Annotated in this window: 19 protein-coding genes; all 19 read left to right on the forward strand. The window is 47.7% G+C overall.

Annotated features, from left to right (window positions below):
• Positions 1-2 precede the first annotated feature (2 nt).
• The 19 genes from O9K64_RS16850 to O9K64_RS16940 all read left to right on the forward strand — a co-directional run bounded on the left by O9K64_RS16850 (position 3) and on the right by O9K64_RS16940 (position 18,267).
• On the forward strand, positions 3-761 hold the full coding sequence (locus O9K64_RS16850; RefSeq protein WP_275099268.1) for an ABC transporter ATP-binding protein: 759 nt from the start codon (positions 3-5) through the stop codon (positions 759-761).
• Positions 762-1,038: 277 nt separating this feature from the next.
• Positions 1,039-2,544 carry a hypothetical protein gene (locus tag O9K64_RS16855; protein WP_275099269.1) on the forward strand — a complete coding sequence of 502 codons (1,506 nt, stop codon included), beginning with the start codon at positions 1,039-1,041 and terminating at the stop codon, positions 2,542-2,544.
• A gap of 33 nt (positions 2,545-2,577) precedes the next feature.
• Positions 2,578-3,273, forward strand: a complete 696-nt coding sequence (locus O9K64_RS16860) for an NAD-dependent epimerase/dehydratase family protein (RefSeq protein WP_275099270.1) — start codon at positions 2,578-2,580, stop codon at positions 3,271-3,273.
• Positions 3,260-4,216 carry a glycosyltransferase family 2 protein gene (locus O9K64_RS16865; RefSeq protein ID WP_275099271.1) on the forward strand — a complete coding sequence of 319 codons (957 nt, stop codon included), beginning with the start codon at positions 3,260-3,262 and terminating at the stop codon, positions 4,214-4,216. Before O9K64_RS16860 ends, O9K64_RS16865 begins: the two co-directional genes overlap by 14 nt.
• Positions 4,213-4,887 carry a class I SAM-dependent methyltransferase gene (locus O9K64_RS16870; protein WP_275099272.1) on the forward strand — a complete coding sequence of 225 codons (675 nt, stop codon included), beginning with the start codon at positions 4,213-4,215 and terminating at the stop codon, positions 4,885-4,887. The genes O9K64_RS16865 and O9K64_RS16870 overlap by 4 nt, the downstream gene beginning before the upstream one ends.
• Positions 4,888-4,897: 10 nt before the next feature.
• Complete coding sequence (locus O9K64_RS16875) at positions 4,898-5,275, forward strand: GtrA family protein (protein ID WP_275099273.1); 378 nt, start codon at positions 4,898-4,900, stop codon at positions 5,273-5,275.
• Between the two features lie 214 nt (positions 5,276-5,489).
• The gene (locus tag O9K64_RS16880; protein ID WP_275099274.1) at positions 5,490-6,968 is read left to right on the forward strand and encodes a glycosyltransferase family 61 protein; all 1,479 of its coding nucleotides are present in this window, start codon (positions 5,490-5,492) and stop codon (positions 6,966-6,968) included.
• Positions 6,965-7,645 carry a hypothetical protein gene (locus O9K64_RS16885; RefSeq protein ID WP_275099275.1) on the forward strand — a complete coding sequence of 227 codons (681 nt, stop codon included), beginning with the start codon at positions 6,965-6,967 and terminating at the stop codon, positions 7,643-7,645. Before O9K64_RS16880 ends, O9K64_RS16885 begins: the two co-directional genes overlap by 4 nt.
• Before the next feature lie 10 nt (positions 7,646-7,655).
• Positions 7,656-8,072, forward strand: a complete 417-nt coding sequence (locus O9K64_RS16890) for a sugar 3,4-ketoisomerase (protein ID WP_275099276.1) — start codon at positions 7,656-7,658, stop codon at positions 8,070-8,072.
• Positions 8,072-9,172, forward strand: coding sequence for a DegT/DnrJ/EryC1/StrS family aminotransferase (locus O9K64_RS16895; protein WP_275099277.1), 1,101 nt, complete (start codon positions 8,072-8,074; stop codon positions 9,170-9,172). Before O9K64_RS16890 ends, O9K64_RS16895 begins: the two co-directional genes overlap by 1 nt.
• A complete protein-coding gene (locus tag O9K64_RS16900; RefSeq protein ID WP_275099278.1) occupies positions 9,159-10,484 on the forward strand; it encodes a CDP-glycerol glycerophosphotransferase family protein in 1,326 nt (441 codons plus the stop codon). Before O9K64_RS16895 ends, O9K64_RS16900 begins: the two co-directional genes overlap by 14 nt.
• Before the next feature lie 10 nt (positions 10,485-10,494).
• Positions 10,495-11,016: an adenylyl-sulfate kinase gene (locus tag O9K64_RS16905; RefSeq protein WP_275099279.1), complete on the forward strand. Its 522-nt coding sequence runs from the start codon at positions 10,495-10,497 to the stop codon at positions 11,014-11,016.
• Entirely contained in the window at positions 11,013-11,588 is a 576-nt protein-coding gene (locus tag O9K64_RS16910) for a hypothetical protein (protein ID WP_275099280.1), read from the forward strand. Before O9K64_RS16905 ends, O9K64_RS16910 begins: the two co-directional genes overlap by 4 nt.
• A gap of 95 nt (positions 11,589-11,683) precedes the next feature.
• Entirely contained in the window at positions 11,684-12,328 is a 645-nt protein-coding gene (locus O9K64_RS16915) for a formyltransferase family protein (RefSeq protein ID WP_275099281.1), read from the forward strand.
• Entirely contained in the window at positions 12,325-14,718 is a 2,394-nt protein-coding gene (locus tag O9K64_RS16920; RefSeq protein WP_275099282.1) for a PEP-utilizing enzyme, read from the forward strand. Before O9K64_RS16915 ends, O9K64_RS16920 begins: the two co-directional genes overlap by 4 nt.
• A 29-nt stretch (positions 14,719-14,747) precedes the next feature.
• Positions 14,748-15,308 (forward strand): gamma-glutamyl-gamma-aminobutyrate hydrolase family protein, encoded by a 561-nt coding sequence (locus O9K64_RS16925; protein WP_275099283.1) that lies wholly within the window; start codon positions 14,748-14,750, stop codon positions 15,306-15,308.
• Complete coding sequence (locus O9K64_RS16930) at positions 15,305-16,018, forward strand: phosphocholine cytidylyltransferase family protein (RefSeq protein ID WP_275099284.1); 714 nt, start codon at positions 15,305-15,307, stop codon at positions 16,016-16,018. Before O9K64_RS16925 ends, O9K64_RS16930 begins: the two co-directional genes overlap by 4 nt.
• 17 nt (positions 16,019-16,035) lie before the next feature.
• Complete coding sequence (locus O9K64_RS16935) at positions 16,036-17,487, forward strand: glycosyltransferase (RefSeq protein WP_275099285.1); 1,452 nt, start codon at positions 16,036-16,038, stop codon at positions 17,485-17,487.
• Between the two features lie 6 nt (positions 17,488-17,493).
• Complete coding sequence (locus O9K64_RS16940) at positions 17,494-18,267, forward strand: glycosyltransferase family 2 protein (protein WP_335342310.1); 774 nt, start codon at positions 17,494-17,496, stop codon at positions 18,265-18,267.
• Positions 18,268-18,309: the final 42 nt, after the last annotated feature.

An 18,309-nucleotide genomic window follows, 5' to 3' on the forward strand; every position in this document is an offset into this window, starting at 1 on the left:
ACATGAAAACCAGCGCCTTCATAAAACTTGAAAATGTGTCGGTCCACTTTCCAGTTCTCCATGCAGCTAGTCAGTCCATTAAAAACCGCGTACTTGGAGCTGTGACAGGCGGCCTATTCAACCGTTCTGATGGGGGTCAACTAGTTGTTGAAGGCTTAAAAAATATCACCCTCAATATTCAACGTGGTGAACGTGTTGGTTTGATCGGCCACAACGGTGCGGGAAAAAGCACGATGTTGCGCATACTCGCCGGTATATACCAGCCCACACAGGGCAGCGCCAAGATTTACGGGAATGCGGTGTCGTTGATTAATATCGGCTTAGGAATAGACCCCGAGGCCAGTGGCTTGGAAAATATCAGATTACGCGCCGTGATGATGGGTTTGGCTTTGGACGAAATACATGAGCGCGTTGATGAAATTGTTGCTTTCTCAGGTTTGGGTGAATTTATTCATATGCCTTTTCGAACCTATTCGTCTGGAATGCAGATGCGGCTGGCTTTTTCGGTTTCAACGACCATTCGCCCCCAAGTTCTTATTATGGACGAATGGTTATCCTTGGGTGATGCGGAGTTTGCCGAGCGTGCTAAAAGGCGGATGGATGCACTAGTTGACGCTACTGAAATATTAATCCTTGCGAGTCACTCTAGGGATTTACTTTTGCAAAATTGCTCTCGATTGATCTGGTTGGAACATGGGCAGATAAAAATGGATGGGCCTGTAGAAGAAATAGCCAACATTTATTTCGGCAGTACAGTTTAGTATCCACATGCGATTACCCCCCCCGGAACATCTCATCCCCGACTTACTCGATAAGGTTCGCGTCATGCGCGACAATTTGTCACGTCAAAAAAAATATTGTCTTGCCCTGCGTCCCTGATTATGCAGAGCCGGTCTGGCATCTCTACGTCATCCGCAGTCAACAGCGAGAGGTATTAAAAGCGGATTTGGAAAATATGGTGTTTCGACCGTTATCCACTACCCCATTCCGCCCCATCTACAAGCCTGTTACCAAGGTTATCAAGCAATTGCGGAAATATTGGCTGATAAGGTACTGAGTTTACCGATCTCGCCAGTAATGACAGATGAGGAGGTTGAGCTTGTGGCGCGCATAATCATAACTCGGCCCGGTAAGAAAGAGGGGTCATCCGACCAAAGCGTTCTTTGTCTTGATAAACCAGAGAGGGTGCAGCCAATGAGATCGCTCAAGCATGAATCATTGTGGATAGGTATTATTTATTTTCTAAGCTTGCTGGGCATCGCATTATGGGTACGTGATATCCCGAATCAACCGGATCCATTTACAACAATTCAGCAGCTTATAGAAGTAAGCACAATGGGCGATCCCGCCAGTTTTGCCACAGCTGCTATTGATATTGCTCAAAACGGCTGGATCAGTAGTTCTAATAACTGGATTTTCAATCTGTGGCCACCAGGCTTTGTATTGCTTGAAGCATCAATAATAAAGCTACTGGGGCCAAGTGTGCCCATAATCTTGGTACTGCAAATATTGGCGACCGTATTATTTTCAATCGTCTTGGTTCTGCTTTATGATCTACTGCGCACATGTTTAAAAAGGAAGGTTATTGCATTCACCTTGCCATTGCTAATCTTTTCGTTCCCAGTGGCTCGAGTTTTTTTGCTTCAGCCAAAAGGGATAACGTTAGGAGAGAGCTTTGCAATTGGCTTTTTTCTGCTATCTATCTTGCTGGTATACCGTTCTGTAGTACGAAGCTCACTTCGTTACGCAGTTTATGCGGGACTTTGTTTGGCTTTATCCGCCTATTTTCGTTCACAGTTTGAAATCCTTCTCCTTTCACTGACTGGCTGGGGGATTTTGTTGGTCATTGCTATTCAGCTAACTCGTTTACGAAATTCCATTGAGTCGAAGTTCGTAAAGCCATCAATAAAAACGATTATAATCGTACTTTTTATTGCACATGCGACCACTTTTCCGTGGAGAGCTTATCACTGGATTTATGAGGGAAGCCCAGCGTGGGTGTATACATCATCCCTTACATTTAGGAACTCAGTGATGACTTCCAGCTACCTTGAAAGCATACAGGGAGGGTGGATCGTTGCTGGAGGGGGTAATCTGGTTTGCAGAATTGACCCTTCGACTTGTGGTGACACAGCACATGCGAAGAAGTTATTTGTTAAAACGTTCATTACCCACCCCATTGAATGGTATACACTTAAATTTGATGTGATCGGAAAATACTGGTTTTCATCGGTGCGGAACTGGGGGAATGTATCTGTTGAATCTACTTCTATGGACATGGTAACTAATGGATTGCTTCTGATTGTACTGGTTACCCTGGTTACCCTGGTGTTTACTCGCAAGGTAAGATTGCATGGTTCCTGGGTTTTACTAATCTGGTTTAATGCATCATTGTTTTCAGCATATATGCTGATATTTACTGTTGCGCAATTCGAAGTTCGTTACTTTTACTTTCCCAAAATTGCCGGAATATTTATGGCAATAATAGTCACTTGTTTATATTTCAGGCCAATGAAAACTCAAGTCCATATTAGTAATGACTGAAAGATTGATGATTTTACCTTTTAAAATTTTCCCATGATTATTGGTTCTGGTTTATTGGCGCGTGGGTTTGCAACCCAATATCAAAACCGGGCTGACGTGTGTATTTACGCGGCGGGTGTTTCAAATTCAAGCAATACGGTCTTGAGTGAATTCGCCCGAGAACGAGCACGCTTAGTTGTGGCATTGCAATCAGCTAATGATGTTGATGCGTTTGTGTATTTTGGGACATGTAGCGTGGCGGATTCCGAGGTTCAACAGACACCGTATGTGCAACATAAGCTGGCGATGGAACAACTGGTTGCCGAGCATCCGCAGCACCTGATTCTGCGGTTGCCGCAAGTGGCTGGACATACACCTAATCCTCACACTCTGTTAAATTATCTGTATGCACGTATAGTGCGTAGTGAGGCTTTTAGTGTGTGGCGCGATGCTTACCGCAACATAATTGATGTCGATGATGTGGCGACTCTAGCAAATGTATTAATTGAAAATCAATCGATGCGGCGCTGTACTTTAAATCTGGCAAATCCATGCGGATATTCAATGCCGGAAATCGTGAAAACAATGGAACAGGTGGTCGGCAAACAGGCAATTTATGACGTAGTGGAACGTGGTCGCCATTATGAAATTGAGGTTACGACGATGTTGACAGCATTGTCTCAAACCCAGATTCACTTTGATGAACATTACCTTAGCAGAGTGTTACGGAAATACTATGAAAAATCCTGATATGCATTGCACCTTGTCAATCGTCGTCCCAGTTTATCGTAGCGCGGCGATTTTGTCGTTGCTGGTAGAAACCATACAACAGGAAATGCGGGCTGCAAATCTGCTTGATTCCTTTGAGTTATTGCTGGTCAATGATGCGAGCCCCGATAATAGCTGGCAAGTGATTCGCAAACTGGCAACGCAATATCCTTTTGTTAAAGGAATTTCACTCCGTCGTAATTTTGGACAGCATAACGCAACAATGGCGGGTATGAATCATGCGATTGGCGACATAGTGGTGATTATGGATGATGATTTGCAACATCCACCGGAAGCAATTATCAGGATGATTGGCGCGATAAATGAAGGATATGACGTGTGTTATACACATTATCTCAATCGCCAGCATGCAACCTGGAAAAAGCTCGGCAGCCGGTTCAACGATTTGGTTGCCACTCGTTTGCTAGGAAAACCAAAAGGTCTTTATTTGTCTTCCTTCAAGGCGATTCGTAAGAAAGTGGTTGAGGAAGTAATTAAATATAACGGGCCATATGCTTATCTGGATGGGCTAATTTTGGATGTGACACAATCGATAACCACGATCAACATTGAACACGAGGCACGCCATGAAGGAGAGGGAAATTACAATCTTAGGCGTTCATTGTCTTTGTGGTTGAAAATGGCGACCAGTTTTTCTGTATTCCCTTTGCGGATGGCTTCATTCATGGGGTTCATCCTCGCCGGATTCAGTATGATGATGATAGGCTATGTGGCGGTACAAAAGATGTTGCATCCTGAAATCTCAGCCGGCTGGACGTCGCTTATTGCAACCATTCTGTTGATTGGCGGCATACAAACTTTATGTATCGGTATGGTAGGTGAATATCTAGGGCGCACTTATCTAAAATTGAATGGTAAACCGCAATTTGTGGTGGCAAGTCGTACTTGGAAAGAATCGACATGAGTGAACCAGAATTTGATCAATATGCCGAAAATTATGATCGCTTACTGAATGCGAGCATCCCGGATAGCTTGAATGAAGGGGGTTATTTTGCTGAATATAAAGTTGCTCTGATGGCCGCATGGCTTAAAGATAGCCAGCCCAAGCGCATCCTTGATTTTGGTTGTGGTTCAGGACGTAGTTTGCCTTATCTGGTTCAGTATTTCCCTAGTGCCGAGTTGTGGGGTTATGATGTTTCCCCTGGGTCATTAAAATTCGCCGGAAGACGTGCCCCACAGGCACGATTATTTTCTGATTGGAACGAAATTGGGACGATACAGTTTGATGCAATTATTGCAGCAAATGTTTTTCATCACATTCCTCTGCCGCAACGAAAATTCGCATTCCAGCAGTGTTACCATACGTTGAGCGAACAGGGTCAATTTTTCTTGTTTGAACATAATCCGTATAATCCAGCGACACGCTGGATATTCGAACGTTGTCCCTTTGATGCAGATGCAGAAATGCTGAGTTTACAAATGGCAATGCAGCTGTCCCAACAAGCGGGATTTACGATAAAACAACACGGCTACACAATGTTTTTCCCTCGCCCCTTTGCGTTTTTACGCAGATTGGAACCATATTTGAAATTATTACCGCTTGGTGCGCAATACTATGTCCAGTTGGCGAGGTGAATCTGTTTTGATGACGCGCTATCTGGGGAGTGGTGCTTTGAACACCATTGTTGGCTTCATCGTCATCTTCTCTGCAATGGCGATGGGGTTTTCACCGATGGTTTCTAATATTGCTGGATATGTCGTGGGATTTACACTGGGATTTGTGTTGTCAAAAAACTTCGTATTTCGAAGTGATGGCTGCTTCGTTATGGAAAGTGCTCGTTATCTCATTGCTTTTGCAATTTCTTTTTTGTTCAATCTGTTCGTGTTGCATTCTGCATTAAATATTAACTTTCATGCGATAGTCAGCCAAGTTGCTGCAGCGATGAGTTATACACTACTCATGTACATACTGGCTCGTTTATTTGTATTTGAAACCAAGGTACAGCACGGAAGTAAAGATTAAACGCCTCGTCAGAAAAATTCATGGGTTACACCCTGGCTCCTTTTTTCTTGTCGATGGTTGGTCGCACTTCCATCTTCTCAGAGATTTGGAGCAGGGTGCACCGGCTACCGTGATTGGGTCAGAAAATCTTAAAATCTTATGCGTCTGAAACTTTATTCCTCTCGGGTTTTACCCACAATTTTTCCGAAGAACCGAAAAATTACTGGAGCAGGTTATGGCTCATCTTCAGCAGAGTGAATCACGGCAGCAGTCATCGATGCCATGTTCTGACTCTGACTCCCCCACCCCCGCATGGTCGCCAGATAAGGATGGCGCTGAGGTGGCTGGATTACTTCCGACACCAAAGCTTCGCAAAGTAGAGCAATGCATTGGCACGCCTGACATTCTCAGTCGTTTAAAGGGAACTCCGATCGGTCATTTCTATGCAAAGCACCTCAAGCAGATTCCAATTGTACGCTGGATAGTTATATGGGCTTGGCGAAATCTATATCCCGTCTATACCAATTACATAGTTGTTTCCTTTGGTTTCAATGTTGCCAAGCGCTGGCGCCCTTTAGTCAAGCTAGAAGAGTATGTCAAAACCACGAACATCCAGACGGTAAAAGTGCTCGATGCGGCAAAGGTTGAAACCCCTGTACCTAAAGTATTTCCGGTCGAAGACCTTGCATATTTAGTGTCACCACACGACCACTATGAGTTTCCGCCAGCCTATGTAGCGGAGATAAGCGATGCAAAGGTTTATGGCGGAACAAATCTCGTATTCGCTCGTGATGCAGTGATCTGCCATGATCTCTATGACTTTGAGCGCGATTACACCAGCGAAGAGTTGTATGGACGTCATCTGATTGATGCAATAAAGCGCCGTATGCGCCTGTTGTGCCATGATTCAGCGCCAGAACGGATCCCGGCAGCAGCCACTTTTGTTGATGCTTGTGCCCCCAACTATGCACACTGGCTGACCGAAGTGCTGCCGCGCGTTGCTGCGTTTTGTTCCGAAGAGCGGTTTGCGAATATTCCCATTATTGTCAATGATGGGTTGCACCATAACATCATCGAATCCCTGGCCTTGGTAGCGGGGACTGATCGTGTGATTATTTCACTGCCGATAGGCAGGGCGATTAGAGTCGATTCTCTTTACGTTACATCGGTAACCGGTTACGTGCCATTTGAACGTCGCGATAACAAGCTGACCGGTCATTCTCATGGCTTGTTCAGTCCATTGGCTTTTGATTTGATGAGGAGGCGTGTTTTTTCTTTTGTGGACAATTTTCCGTCACAAGATTGGCCTAAAAAAATTTATTTACGTCGAACATCTGGAGCACGGAAAGTAACGAATGCTACGGAACTTGAGAATGTTCTATCTAACAATGGTTACGTTGCTGTAGAGCCAGAGAAGCTAACTTTTTTGCAGCAAGTTGCTCTATTTAGAAATGTAGATGATATCGTTGGCTCTTCAGGTGCTGCCTTGGCGAATTTTATATTTGCGTCACCGAAGGCTAATATACATATTTTAATTGGGAAGTACGATGGCACAAGTTATTGGTATTGGCAAAATATGGCTGTGGCATCAGGGAAGCTAGTGCAGTATTTTCTCGGGGATACAACGATCGGGAACATTAAAGGTATTCACGATGACTTCTCTATATGCGAAGATGAAGTATTTAAAGTACTATCACAAGGAGGTGTGAATTGACTAACTTAATTCACCCGACAGCGATTATTCAAGGCGATGTCGAAATCGGTGATTGCAACGAGATAGGTCCATACTCAGTGATCTACGGGCCACTCACTATAGGAAATGGCAACTGGATCGGTCCGCATGTCACCATTGGGACGCCTGGGCAGGACACACGCAATCCACGATATGACAGTTCGCAGTCACGTATAGAGATTGGTAACGACAACATCATTCGTGAATACACGGCTATCCAGAAGCCTTGTTATAAAGATATTACTCGGATTGGTAACCGGGTTTACATCATGCAGAGTGTACACGTGCCTCATGATGCGATCATCCATGATGACGTGGTGCTTACACCAATGGTCGTCATGGGTGGAATCGTAAATATCCTTCAGGGCGCAACTCTTGCAGTTGGGTGCTCGGTACATCAGTATTCGGTCGTGGGGCATTACTCGATTGTTGCTATGGGGGCTGCGCTTGCTAAAAATGTTAGGCCGTTCGTAAAGTACGTTCCTCGTAGCGCTGTATCCGTCAATGACTATGCAATAAAGAAATATGGCTTCGAGGACGTGCGTGACCAAATCGTCGGTTACCTCATGGAGGGAGTGAGGCCGATGGATGCACGGTTGGTGAAGATTGTGGATGAGTTTGAATTGTTGAGTTCAGAGTCCGGGCGAGGCGTCTATTGAGATTTGATTTATGAGTATTCAAGACTGCAATATTATTGATTTGCCACGAATCACCGATCCCAGGGGTAACCTGACCTTTGTCGAAGCAAATAGGCACATACCTTATGATATACGCCGAGTTTACTATTTGTACGACGTTCCTGGTGGTGCCGAGCGTGGTGGTCATGCCCACAAGGCATTGCATCAACTGATCATCGCCATGTCCGGATCGTTTGATATCCACCTTGATGACGGCTGTGCGAAAAAGACAATACACCTGAACCGAAGCTATAACGGGCTCTATGTTTGTCCCATGATCTGGCGAGAAATAGACAATTTTTCCTCGGGTGCTGTGTGCATGGTGTTAGCATCGGATTATTACGATGAAAGCGACTACTATCGCAATTACAGCACTTTTATCATCGATGTGAAAAAGACTGTCAAATAATGAAAGTTCCGTTTCTCGATATTGGTCGCCTACATCAAACTATCCGTGGGCAACTCGACGAAGCATATAGTCGTGTAATGGACTCTGGCTGGTTCATTATGGGCCCAGAGTTGGAAGCTTTTGAGTCGGAATTTGCTGCTTTCAGTGAGGTTAAGCACTGCGTAGGTGTCGGTAATGGGTTGGAAGCTCTCCATCTACTACTGCGTGCCTACGGGGTTGGGGCGGGTGATGAGGTCATTGTTCCGTCCAACACCTTTATCGCCACTTGGCTGGCCGTGAGTCAATGCGGTGCGAAGCCAGTGCCGGTGGAGCCGGATATCAAAACCCATAATATTCATCCCGCATTAATCGCTGCAGCCATAACGCCTCGAACTCGTGCCATCATGCCAGTGCACTTGTACGGGCAACCTGCGGACATGGATCCAATTAATGAACTAGCTCAAAAACATGGGCTGATCGTCATTGAAGACGCTGCTCAAGCGCAGGGAGCGAGATATAAGGGGCGGCGGGTCGGTTCACTGGGTCATGCATCCGGAACCAGTTTTTACCCAGGAAAAAACCTTGGTGCGCTGGGCGATGGTGGCGCGGTACTAACAAACGATGATGCAATCGCCAGCAAAGTCCGCCTTCTACGTAACTATGGTTCCACGATCAAATATCAGCATGACTTGGCCGGTTACAACAGTCGCCTGGATGAACTACAGGCGGCGTTTCTAAGAGCCAAGTTGAAAGTACTGGATGAATGGAATGCTCGGCGCAGAGAGATTGCTGCCTCCTATTCAACAATGCTAGACGGCTCCGGTAACGAGTTGCCATTCGTGCCCGAGTATGCTGAACCGGTGTGGCATCTTTATGTAATCCGCAGCGAAAGGCGCGATGCACTGAAGGCACATCTTGAAAAAGCGGGAGTCTCGACTGTTATCCACTACCCGACACCTCCGAATCAGCAGGCTTGTTATGCAGGTTTTATGTTTGGACAGCTCCCAATTGCCGAACAGTTCGCCAGCGAAGTATTGAGTCTACCAATGTCGCCAACCCTATGCGGCAGAGAGATACGGCAAGTTGTCGATGCCGTTCGGAGTTTTGATGAGGATCGCTGATTTTCTACGTAGCCTGCGCGGGTGGATTACGGGGCTGAACGCGATCTCTGCCCGGTTCGATATTGTGCAAACTCGGCTGGACTCGGCTCTAGCTGCTGATGACAAAAATATTCAAGCATTAAAGAAAATCGAAGAAACTGCAGAAAGAATCGAAAAAAGTGTTGCCTCACTACACTCATTTAAAATAATCAATACACCCTCGCTTGACATATTTCCAACTATCCAGATTTCACCACCGGCCTCGTTTTGCGATCCACGTAATACCGGTAGAAACAAATTGGCGTTTTTACTGCATAGTTTGGAATTATGCAATCACTTTGGACCAGTGTGGGATATGCTGTCAAAGGGTAGTTTTGATGTGCTACTCCATGGCCCCGATGAGATCGAGGCTCGGGAGACCTTAAGCCGGTGGCATTGTAGTATTCGTAGCACCTCAGAAGTATTAGAGTCTGGCTCTCGTTATAGCTATTTGGTTTCAAATCATCCAGTTGATATAAGTGAGCCACCTCTCATTCAACGCTTGGCTGATCACAATGTCCGGTTCATGTATGCAGCAGGCAAATCCGGATGGAATCTCTCAGGTTGGAACGCTTTATATGACGTGATATTAAGCTTTGGCCCTTATCACGCCACAGCATTTGGAGAGGTATCAGATGCGACAGTGGTTCAGATGGGTTATCCACGTTTTGATCGTTACTTCAACGAACGACCAGATCGTTTGGATTTGCTATCGCGTTATGGATGCGACCCAGCCCGCAGAACGGTTGTATGGCTACCTACATGGAAAGGGTTGTCATCGGTAGGCTGGTTCGATGAGGAAATCAATGAGCTGACTTCGGAATACAACGTCGTAGTCAAATTACATCCACTGATGAGGGAACACGAGCTCGATCGTGTAAATAGTCTGCACAAATATCATTTCAATTGCTTGATTACTGATGCCAGCGACAACTTGCCTCTCTATCAGTTGGCAGACTATATGTTGTTTGATTATGGCGGTCCGCCAATGGCTGCCATTTATGCGGACAAGAATCTTTTATTGCTTGATGTACCTGGGGCGGAAAATGACCCCTTGACTGGTTCAGATTCGCCGGATGTGCTAATTCGTAAGGCATTTGGAAGCGTGACCCATGCGGAATATCGCATTGCCACCCAATTAGCTGATTCCCATTTGTGGGAGGTTCAGGCCTTACTACGGCGACAATTACGTAAGTCCTATTTTGCGCCTTATTACGGATTTTCTGCCAGTGTTGCGGCCAATGCTTTGATGCGGCTAGAAGCACTGGTAGAACAAAATACTTCAGAACGATAGCGGTAAGGTTATGGTCATTTGGCTCATTGGCATGTCGGGTTCGGGAAAGACGACGCTCGGGAGAGAGGTCGCTAAGAAATCCCGGAAGTTTGCCTCAAATACGGTGTTACTCGATGGCGACGAGGTTCGTGAAATCTTTACGCATGATCATGGTGAAGCCCCATACACCATTGAAGGACGCCGAATCAATGCTGAACGGCTCACCGCCTTGTGCGAAATGCTCGATAGGCAGGGAATACATGTGGTGTGCTGCATTCTGTCAATCTTTCCAGAGATGCGAGCAGGTAATCGAGAACGGTTTAGTGACTATTTCGAGGTGTTTATGGATGCCCCGTTGGAAGTACTTGAAGCAAGAGATGTAAAAGGTTTATATGCCGCGGCGCGGCGAGGCCAGGTAAGCAATGTTGTAGGTATTGATATTCCGTTTGCACGGCCTGATAGAGCTGATATGGTGATTGATTCTTCCGGTAGTTTGGAAATGCCTGATGAACTTGCTACTCAAGTTCTCAAGGCGGCGGGACTGCTTAAATGAGCAACTATCCCTATGGCACGGGCAACCGTCTCGAGGATAGGAATACTTATTTTTATTCCCCTTACCTCGGGCGCGATCTGTTTATCGCATGGCAGAATCAGCGCGCCAACTCTCTTAAAGTAACTTGCAGTATCGCTCCAGGATCTGGCCTAAATAAGCCAACGGATGTAGTTCTTGCCGGTTTATTGTTGACCTTGGCGCGAGGAGAGGATGAGCCTACAGTTTGGCTGATAATTGATAAATTGCTGCAGCGATTTGAAGTAAGCAAGCGTCTGCATGGTGAATACAACACCAACTGGCGTCCCGTTGATCCAACCGACTACGACAGCAGCGAACGTTATGTTCTTTTCGCTGAGTTGATGGACCTGGCCTTCCAATCGAGTGGGAAGCTTCAGTACTTGAATGTGCTTCTTAAGTGCATGGATACATTAACTTCTTGTGTTGACAGACTAGAAGAAATTCAGTTGGAGAGGGTAAAAAACTTGGCTAGGCGTGAGCAGGATCATGTCGAAAAACTGGCTAATCGTTTGGGAGTTGAGCAGGTCTTTTCAGTTGAACAGGTGGTTATATGAGCACAGCTCCTTACTGTGTCCTCCAGGGAGTCGTATTACTTGCTGCGAGGACGTCAAGGTCCAAAGCGTATATTCAGACTCTGGTTGCTTGGGGGATGCTTCCTGAAAGTGTCATCCTTCTTGGGGGGAATGCGTCGGATGTATCAAAAAAGGTGGGTGATAAAAAAGAATGGGAAGGGATACTCTTGCCCGACCTGAATGAGTCGGTCGCCAGTACATGCGAACATGCGGAAGTCCCGATAGTTCATGTTGCCGAGAACGATGTAAATGCAGAGTTGACTCATGAGGCTATCTCTATAGCATCGCCGGACATCCTTATTTATTCAGGGTCCGGCGGTCAAATTGTTTCTGAGAAAACTCTTGCTCTCGGCCCTAAATTTCTTCACATGCATTCTGGTTGGCTTCCAGATTATCGCGGCAGTACCACGCTTTACTACGCCATGCTTGAAGGTAAACTGCCGGCAGTTAGCGCCATTATTCTCGATAGTGAAATCGACACTGGACCTGTGGTGGCACAGCGCCATTACCCCCGCCCTTCAACTGAAATAGATATAGATCGAGTTTACGATAGCGCTATCCGGGCTGACCTAATGGCGCGTGTCTTGGTAGAGTACAAAACGACAGGGCAGCTTCCTGCAGTCGAGTCGCAGTTCCTGCATCGAGGCACACCTTACTATGTGATTCATCCTATTCTGAAGCACTTAAGCATACTCTCGCTCAGACAGGGTAGATGTCAATGAGTGTCCTCCCTCCTCCGCAGGGTTTCACCTTCGGCACAAAAGCTGAAACATTGATCCGATTGAGATCGAAGCTTCAGGGGGCACTTATTCCCGAGCTATTCCACTTCACGATCGAACAATGGGCGTCTGATCGCCAGATCGTATTGAGGACTATAGGTGACAGGTTCGGAAAGTCACTACTTGCGGTGCGTAGCAGTGCGGTGGTAGAGGACGGTGCGGCTTCCTCGCACGCAGGTGCCTTTCTGAGTGTTCTCAAGGTGAGTAATTCCGAGCACGAGTTAGCAACAACGATCGACAGGGTGGTTACCTCCATGTCCGGGGATCCTCGAGACCAAGTGCTTATCCAAGTAATGGCAGAAGATATGGTGCTCAGCGGTGTCATCATGACCTACGATATGGTTCATGGCGCTCCTTACTATTGCATCGAATACGAAGATGAATCCGGCCGAACAGACGTAGTGACCTGTGGCAGCGCCATACATAAGGGCTTATATGTCTATCGTCATGCCGATCATGCCAATATTCGTTCGTCTCGTATAGCCGCTTTCCTTGCCTTGGCGCGAGAGCTGGAAATAGTTTGCAATTGTTCAGCGCTCGATATTGAGTTCGGCATGGCCAGGGATGGGCAGCTAACTTTGTTCCAGGTCCGTCGTATTGTATTGGCGCAGAGTTGGCATCCTTCTGCAGAGATCAGGGTGAAGCGACAGATACAGTACGTATCTGATTTTATCCGGAACTGCTCCCGTAGGAGAGATGGTGTCTTAGGCGAACGCACAATACTGGCTGTCATGCCGGATTGGAATCCTGCCGAAATTATCGGCACTACACCGCGTCCGCTAGCTGCGAGCCTTTATCGGGAACTGATCACTCGAGATATCTGGTGTAAGGCGCGTGCCCAAATGGGTTACAGGGAACTACCGCTCAATGAGCTCATGGTCCTATTGAGTGGTCACCCTTATATTGATGTGCGCCTAAGTTTCAACTCATTCCTGCCGCGAGATCTGCCTGAACCAATTGGGGAACGGCTAATTAACGCTTGGCTTGACAGGCTTGAAGCGTGTCCAGAACTGCACGACAAGGTTGAATTCGAAATTGTGCCAACTTGCATAGATTTTTGCTTTGATAATGATTTCCAAGCACGCTACCCTGACCTGCTTTCGAGTCAGGAGTTTCAGGTCTATCGCAATGCATTGTGCAAGTTGACTCGATCCTTGCTGGCGCAAAGTGAAAAAAATAGCTTGGATCAAGCGCTGAATTGCGTTCGTGCATTGGAGCAAAATTTCGTTCTGCAAAATGAGAATGATGGTAATTCGTGGCTGGCTCGTGCTGCCTTTTTGCTGGGCCAGTGCAGGGAGTATGGTTCGTTACCGTTTGCAATTGCAGCGCGTCACGCCTTTGTGGCAGAAAGTTTGCTCCGCTCGGCTGTGCGTAATGGAGTGCTGAGCGATACCCGTCTGACAGAGCTTAGGCGTAGTATCCGCACCGTGACCAGTGAAATGGTCCATGCCTATGATCAGGCATGTGAAGGTGTCATTTCGCCCAATGAGTTTTTATCGAAATACGGCCACCTTCGCCCAGGCACTTACGAAATTACCTCTCTGAGTTACGATGAAAGAGATGACCTGTTTGACGCAGAATCGGCTGGAATTCCTAGCAGTTCGCACAAAGCGTTTACGTTTGACGCTTCGGAAAGCGGGGCGCTGGAAAGGCTGTTGCAGCAAGCTGGGATAGATGTGCTCACACCTGCTGAATTTCTCGAATATGCTAAGCACGCTATCGCTGGGCGCGAGTATGTGAAGTTTCTTTTTACCAAAGTATTATCGAACGCGCTAAACGCAATTAATCATTGGGGTCAACTGCACGGACTGTCGCGGGACGATCTCTCTTTCATCTCATGGGCTAACCTCGCTGATTGTTTGTTTGAGCCAGTCAGTAACCATATTGACCAATATTTATTCGATCTGGCTGAAACAGGCAGGCGGAAAACCGTGACATCACAATCATTCCGCTTCAGCCACATCATTTTCGATGTGGAAGATCTATATGTGGCTACCCAAAATCGTAGCGTCCCGAATTTTATAGGAGCATCAAAGGCCTCCGGAAAAATCGTCGAAATTACAGCAAAGACTTTCGCCAAGATTTGTCTAAAGGGTCACATTGTGTGCATCGAAAGTGCCGATCCGGGTTTTGATTGGATATTTACCAAAGCGCCAGGTGCACTGGTCACTAAGTTTGGTGGGGCCAATTCCCATATGGCAATACGTTGTGCAGAACTTGGTATTCCCGCCGCCATTGGTTGTGGTACTCAGCTGTATGACCTCATCGTATCCTGCGGGCAGGCCGAACTTGATTGTGGCCAGAAAGTCCTGAAACCGTTTGGGAGAGCCTGAAATTGAGATTAGGCGTTACCTCACGGGTCATGGCAGCCAGCGGTTATGTAGAGGATCGGGATGGTCTTGCACAAAACTGGAGCCGATTTCTGGCGAAAGCGTTACCTGGCGCACATTGGATGTCATTACCTAATCTAGGACCGGATAACATCGTGGCATATTGCCAGGGATGGGGCATCGACCGGGTGATTCTGAGCGGAGGTAATGACATCGGCAGTGTGCCGCTACGTGACGCCACTGAGCTTAAGCTTCTTGACTGGGCGGAGGAGTGTTTGATCCCTGTTCTCGGAATCTGTCGCGGCATGCAGGTAATGGCTCACCGGGCAGGAACCGCATTGGTTCCTGTCGAAGGTCATGTGGCAACCCGGCATGTGATTCACGGCATGCGTGACGGTATGGTTAACAGTTTTCACAATCTCGCCTTGATTGAAGGTCCCCCCGGTTACAAGGTTCTAGCTAAATCCGAGGATGGCTGCATCGAGGCCATCCGGCACTCTATGTTGCCCTGGGAGGGATGGATGTGGCACCCAGAGCGCGAGTTGGAGCCAGGACCTCAAGATATAGAGGGAATTCTGGGACTCTTTACATGAAAGCCATTATCCTTGCCGCCGGCCGTGGTAGCCGCATGAAAAACCTGACCGATGAACGCCCAAAGTGCTTGGTTGAGTTGCGCGGCAAAGCACTTCTCGATTGGCAACTGGAAGCCTTGCGGTCTGCGGGTATTGTCGAGATCGCCATCGTTACTGGCTACAAGCGCGAGTTGCTCGCCAATCGAGGATTGGTTGAGTTCCACAATCCCCGCTGGGCAGAGACAAACATGGTGTCGTCGCTGGCGTGTGCGGATGAGTGGCTGAGCAGCGAATCGTGCATCGTCAGCTATTCAGACATCTTTTACGGCGCAGCGGCGGTGCAGTCACTGATGCAATTCCCGACTGCGCTCGCGGTGACCTATGACCCGAACTGGCTGGAACTTTGGACGCGGCGCTTCGGCGATCCACTGCTAGATGCGGAAACGTTCGGTCTGAGACCGGAGGGTACGTTGGCTGAAATCGGAAACAAGCCTCAGTCCGTCGAAGAAGTGCAAGGGCAATATATGGGCCTACTGCGTTTTACTCCCAAAGGTTGGACGGAAGTGGTTCGCATTCGCTCGAGCCTCTTGCCCGAGCAAAGCGACAAGATGCACATGACGGGCATACTGCAAAAGGTCATCGATGCGGGGCATGTTGCTATTGCCGCTGTTCCTTATGAAGGCGAATGGGGGGAGGTCGATTCGGCTGAAGACCTTCTCTCTTATATCTGATCGTAAAAGAGTTGCGAATGAGTGTTTTGCAAGGTTCAGTACGCGCGCTCGTAGGTAAGACAGAAAGCGCTCTTATCCAAGGGCGAGTCAGCCTTGCCTTACGTATCATTCACGACTTCGTCGAACGGATAGTTACCGAGCCCATATGCGCCGCTCAGGTTTTTGCTTCTCATGATCTCGACCAACTATGCCTACACATTGGGCGCCAGAATTTGGTTAATTTGGGGAAGTTGCACGAAGATCCATGGTCAGATTCGACAATCCGCCCCAGGGTTGCCTATATAGTCAGTAGCTTGCAAAAATCGGGGGGACATTCGCGACTGGTTCAGGACTTCGTTCGATCGCAACCGGAAAAGAACCACTTAATCTTGTCAACCGAGGTTGGCGGCCCTTCAGATAAAAACTACCTGGCAAAGCTATTTGCTGAAGATGGCAACATTCGCTTCCTGTGTGCTCCTCGTGGGGACCTGCAATCCCGACTGACGTGGTTGCAGTCTTTGTTGCATGCTGTTCAACCCGAGCATGTTCATCTATTTAACCATCATCAGGATAGTGTTGCAGTAGCAGCGCTTATACCGGAACTTGAGCTAAAAGGAAGTTTCCACCACCACGGCGACCATCATCTTTGCCTTGGTGTGCACATGAATCATCTTACCCATGTGGATCTGCATCCCATGGGCTATCACTATTGTCGCGATAAGTTGGGTATAGATAACCGCTATCTCCCGCTTACTTTTGAGGACAAGCAATACATTCCTTTGCAAACTGAGTTTATGCGTGGCGGCCACCTGACGACGGCTACGGCAGCACGCTCCAACAAAGTTGAAATTCCTTACTACGTCAGCTATCTGGATACCATTCCCCATGTGCTGAAGATAACGGGGGGGCGGCACATTCACATTGGCAGATTAACACCTTGGTCGCTGCACCGTATATACAGCCAGATGCGTAAGCAAGGTGTCCAGAAGGATCGTTTTGTTTATATTCAATGGACGCCCAGTGTCTGGCAATCTTTGCAGGAACATAAGGTGGATGTCTATATAGCGTCATTCCCTTATGGGGCCGGGTTGACTCTTATTGAGGCTATGGGTGCAGGTATCCCCGTAATCATGCACCAGCACATGTTCTCGCGCGTGTTGAGTGGATTGGAGTTGGCTTACCCAGAGGCATTTCGTTGGGCAGACCCAGAAGATCTCTTGGCGCATCTGACTGCTCTTGAACCTGAAAGGCTCGAACGTGAAAAACGCCTGTCACGCCTACGCTACGAAACATTTCATCGCCCGGAGATATTACGAGACTATTTGCGAGATCCTGACTCTATGCAATTGCCAGTCCCTCCGCTGACGAGCGAGTTCAGGCCACGCCACGATGAGCGGGCTGCTTGGGTGGAATTGCAAATTAGTTTGACCCATATAATTTATCGAAAAGCTTATCGAATCATGCGTTCTATACGCTCATATTGCGCATGATATTCTTTGTCCAACATAAAAATGCCGGCAATTATGAGTGATATCAGCGTTTCCGTTGTCAGCCACGGCCAGGCGACACTCACATCCCTCTTGCTTGCTGACCTCCAATCCCAATGCTTGGATGTGGATATTATCTTGACCAGAAATATTCCTGAATCGACTTCCATGGGTCATGCGCGTCTGTCTCGTGTCAAGTATATCGACAATTCCTCGCCAAAAGGCTTTGGCGCCAATCACAACACTGCATTCCGATATTGTGATTCGCCCTTCTACTGTGTTGCAAATCCGGACATACGCATTGAGTCCAATCCGTTCCCGGTCTTGCGGGCAGCAATGAATGACCCAAAGGTTGGGCTGGTTGTGCCGTTGGTACTGAACCCCACGGGGGGAGTGGAAGACAGCATACGTTACTTTCCGACTCCTCTGGGCGTCATCGGCAAGGCTTTGGGATTAAGTGAGGGGCGCTTTCCCGTTGAGACGGTGAGGCCAACAGCTGTGGATTGGGCGGCAGGGATGTTCATGTTCTTCCGTGCAGAGGCTTTTGCTGATGTCGGCGGTTTCGATGAGAAGTATTTTCTTTACTATGAGGATGTGGACATTTGCGCCAGGCTTTGGAAGGCCGGGTGGAAGGTCATGTTGCAACCTGTAGTGTCCGTAGTGCATGCCGCGCAACGTACAAGTCGAAAGAATCCCCGCTATCTGGTCTGGCATCTGTCAAGCATGGCAAGGTACTTTGCCAAGCACCTCGGGCGACTTCCCCGCGACGTTTCCGGTTCCTGAGCGCTACTGTTACATGGATTACAATCCGCGTCGGCAGGCAGT

Source organism: Sedimenticola hydrogenitrophicus (assembly GCF_029017505.1).
GTDB classification, from domain to species: domain Bacteria; phylum Pseudomonadota; class Gammaproteobacteria; order Chromatiales; family Chromatiaceae; genus Sedimenticola; species Sedimenticola hydrogenitrophicus_A.

Excerpts from the sequence above, each read along its gene's own strand:
- O9K64_RS16925 (WP_275099283.1), top strand. The coding sequence starts at position 14,748 with ATGGCAGCCAGCGGTTATGTAGAGGATCGGGATGGTCTTGCACAAAAC.
- O9K64_RS16915 (WP_275099281.1), top strand. The coding sequence starts at position 11,684 with ATGCTTCCTGAAAGTGTCATCCTTCTTGGGGGGAATGCGTCGGATGTA.
- O9K64_RS16920 (WP_275099282.1), top strand. The coding sequence starts at position 12,325 with ATGAGTGTCCTCCCTCCTCCGCAGGGTTTCACCTTCGGCACAAAAGCT.
- O9K64_RS16935 (WP_275099285.1), top strand. The coding sequence starts at position 16,036 with ATGAGTGTTTTGCAAGGTTCAGTACGCGCGCTCGTAGGTAAGACAGAA.
- O9K64_RS16905 (WP_275099279.1), top strand. The coding sequence starts at position 10,495 with ATGGTCATTTGGCTCATTGGCATGTCGGGTTCGGGAAAGACGACGCTC.
- O9K64_RS16890 (WP_275099276.1), top strand. The coding sequence starts at position 7,656 with ATGAGTATTCAAGACTGCAATATTATTGATTTGCCACGAATCACCGAT.
- O9K64_RS16870 (WP_275099272.1), top strand. The coding sequence starts at position 4,213 with ATGAGTGAACCAGAATTTGATCAATATGCCGAAAATTATGATCGCTTA.
- O9K64_RS16865 (WP_275099271.1), top strand. The coding sequence starts at position 3,260 with ATGAAAAATCCTGATATGCATTGCACCTTGTCAATCGTCGTCCCAGTT.
- O9K64_RS16850 (WP_275099268.1), top strand. The coding sequence starts at position 3 with ATGAAAACCAGCGCCTTCATAAAACTTGAAAATGTGTCGGTCCACTTT.
- O9K64_RS16880 (WP_275099274.1), top strand. The coding sequence starts at position 5,490 with ATGGCTCATCTTCAGCAGAGTGAATCACGGCAGCAGTCATCGATGCCA.
- O9K64_RS16875 (WP_275099273.1), top strand. The coding sequence starts at position 4,898 with ATGACGCGCTATCTGGGGAGTGGTGCTTTGAACACCATTGTTGGCTTC.
- O9K64_RS16895 (WP_275099277.1), top strand. The coding sequence starts at position 8,072 with ATGAAAGTTCCGTTTCTCGATATTGGTCGCCTACATCAAACTATCCGT.
- O9K64_RS16930 (WP_275099284.1), top strand. The coding sequence starts at position 15,305 with ATGAAAGCCATTATCCTTGCCGCCGGCCGTGGTAGCCGCATGAAAAAC.
- O9K64_RS16910 (WP_275099280.1), top strand. The coding sequence starts at position 11,013 with ATGAGCAACTATCCCTATGGCACGGGCAACCGTCTCGAGGATAGGAAT.
- O9K64_RS16860 (WP_275099270.1), top strand. The coding sequence starts at position 2,578 with ATGATTATTGGTTCTGGTTTATTGGCGCGTGGGTTTGCAACCCAATAT.
- O9K64_RS16900 (WP_275099278.1), top strand. The coding sequence starts at position 9,159 with ATGAGGATCGCTGATTTTCTACGTAGCCTGCGCGGGTGGATTACGGGG.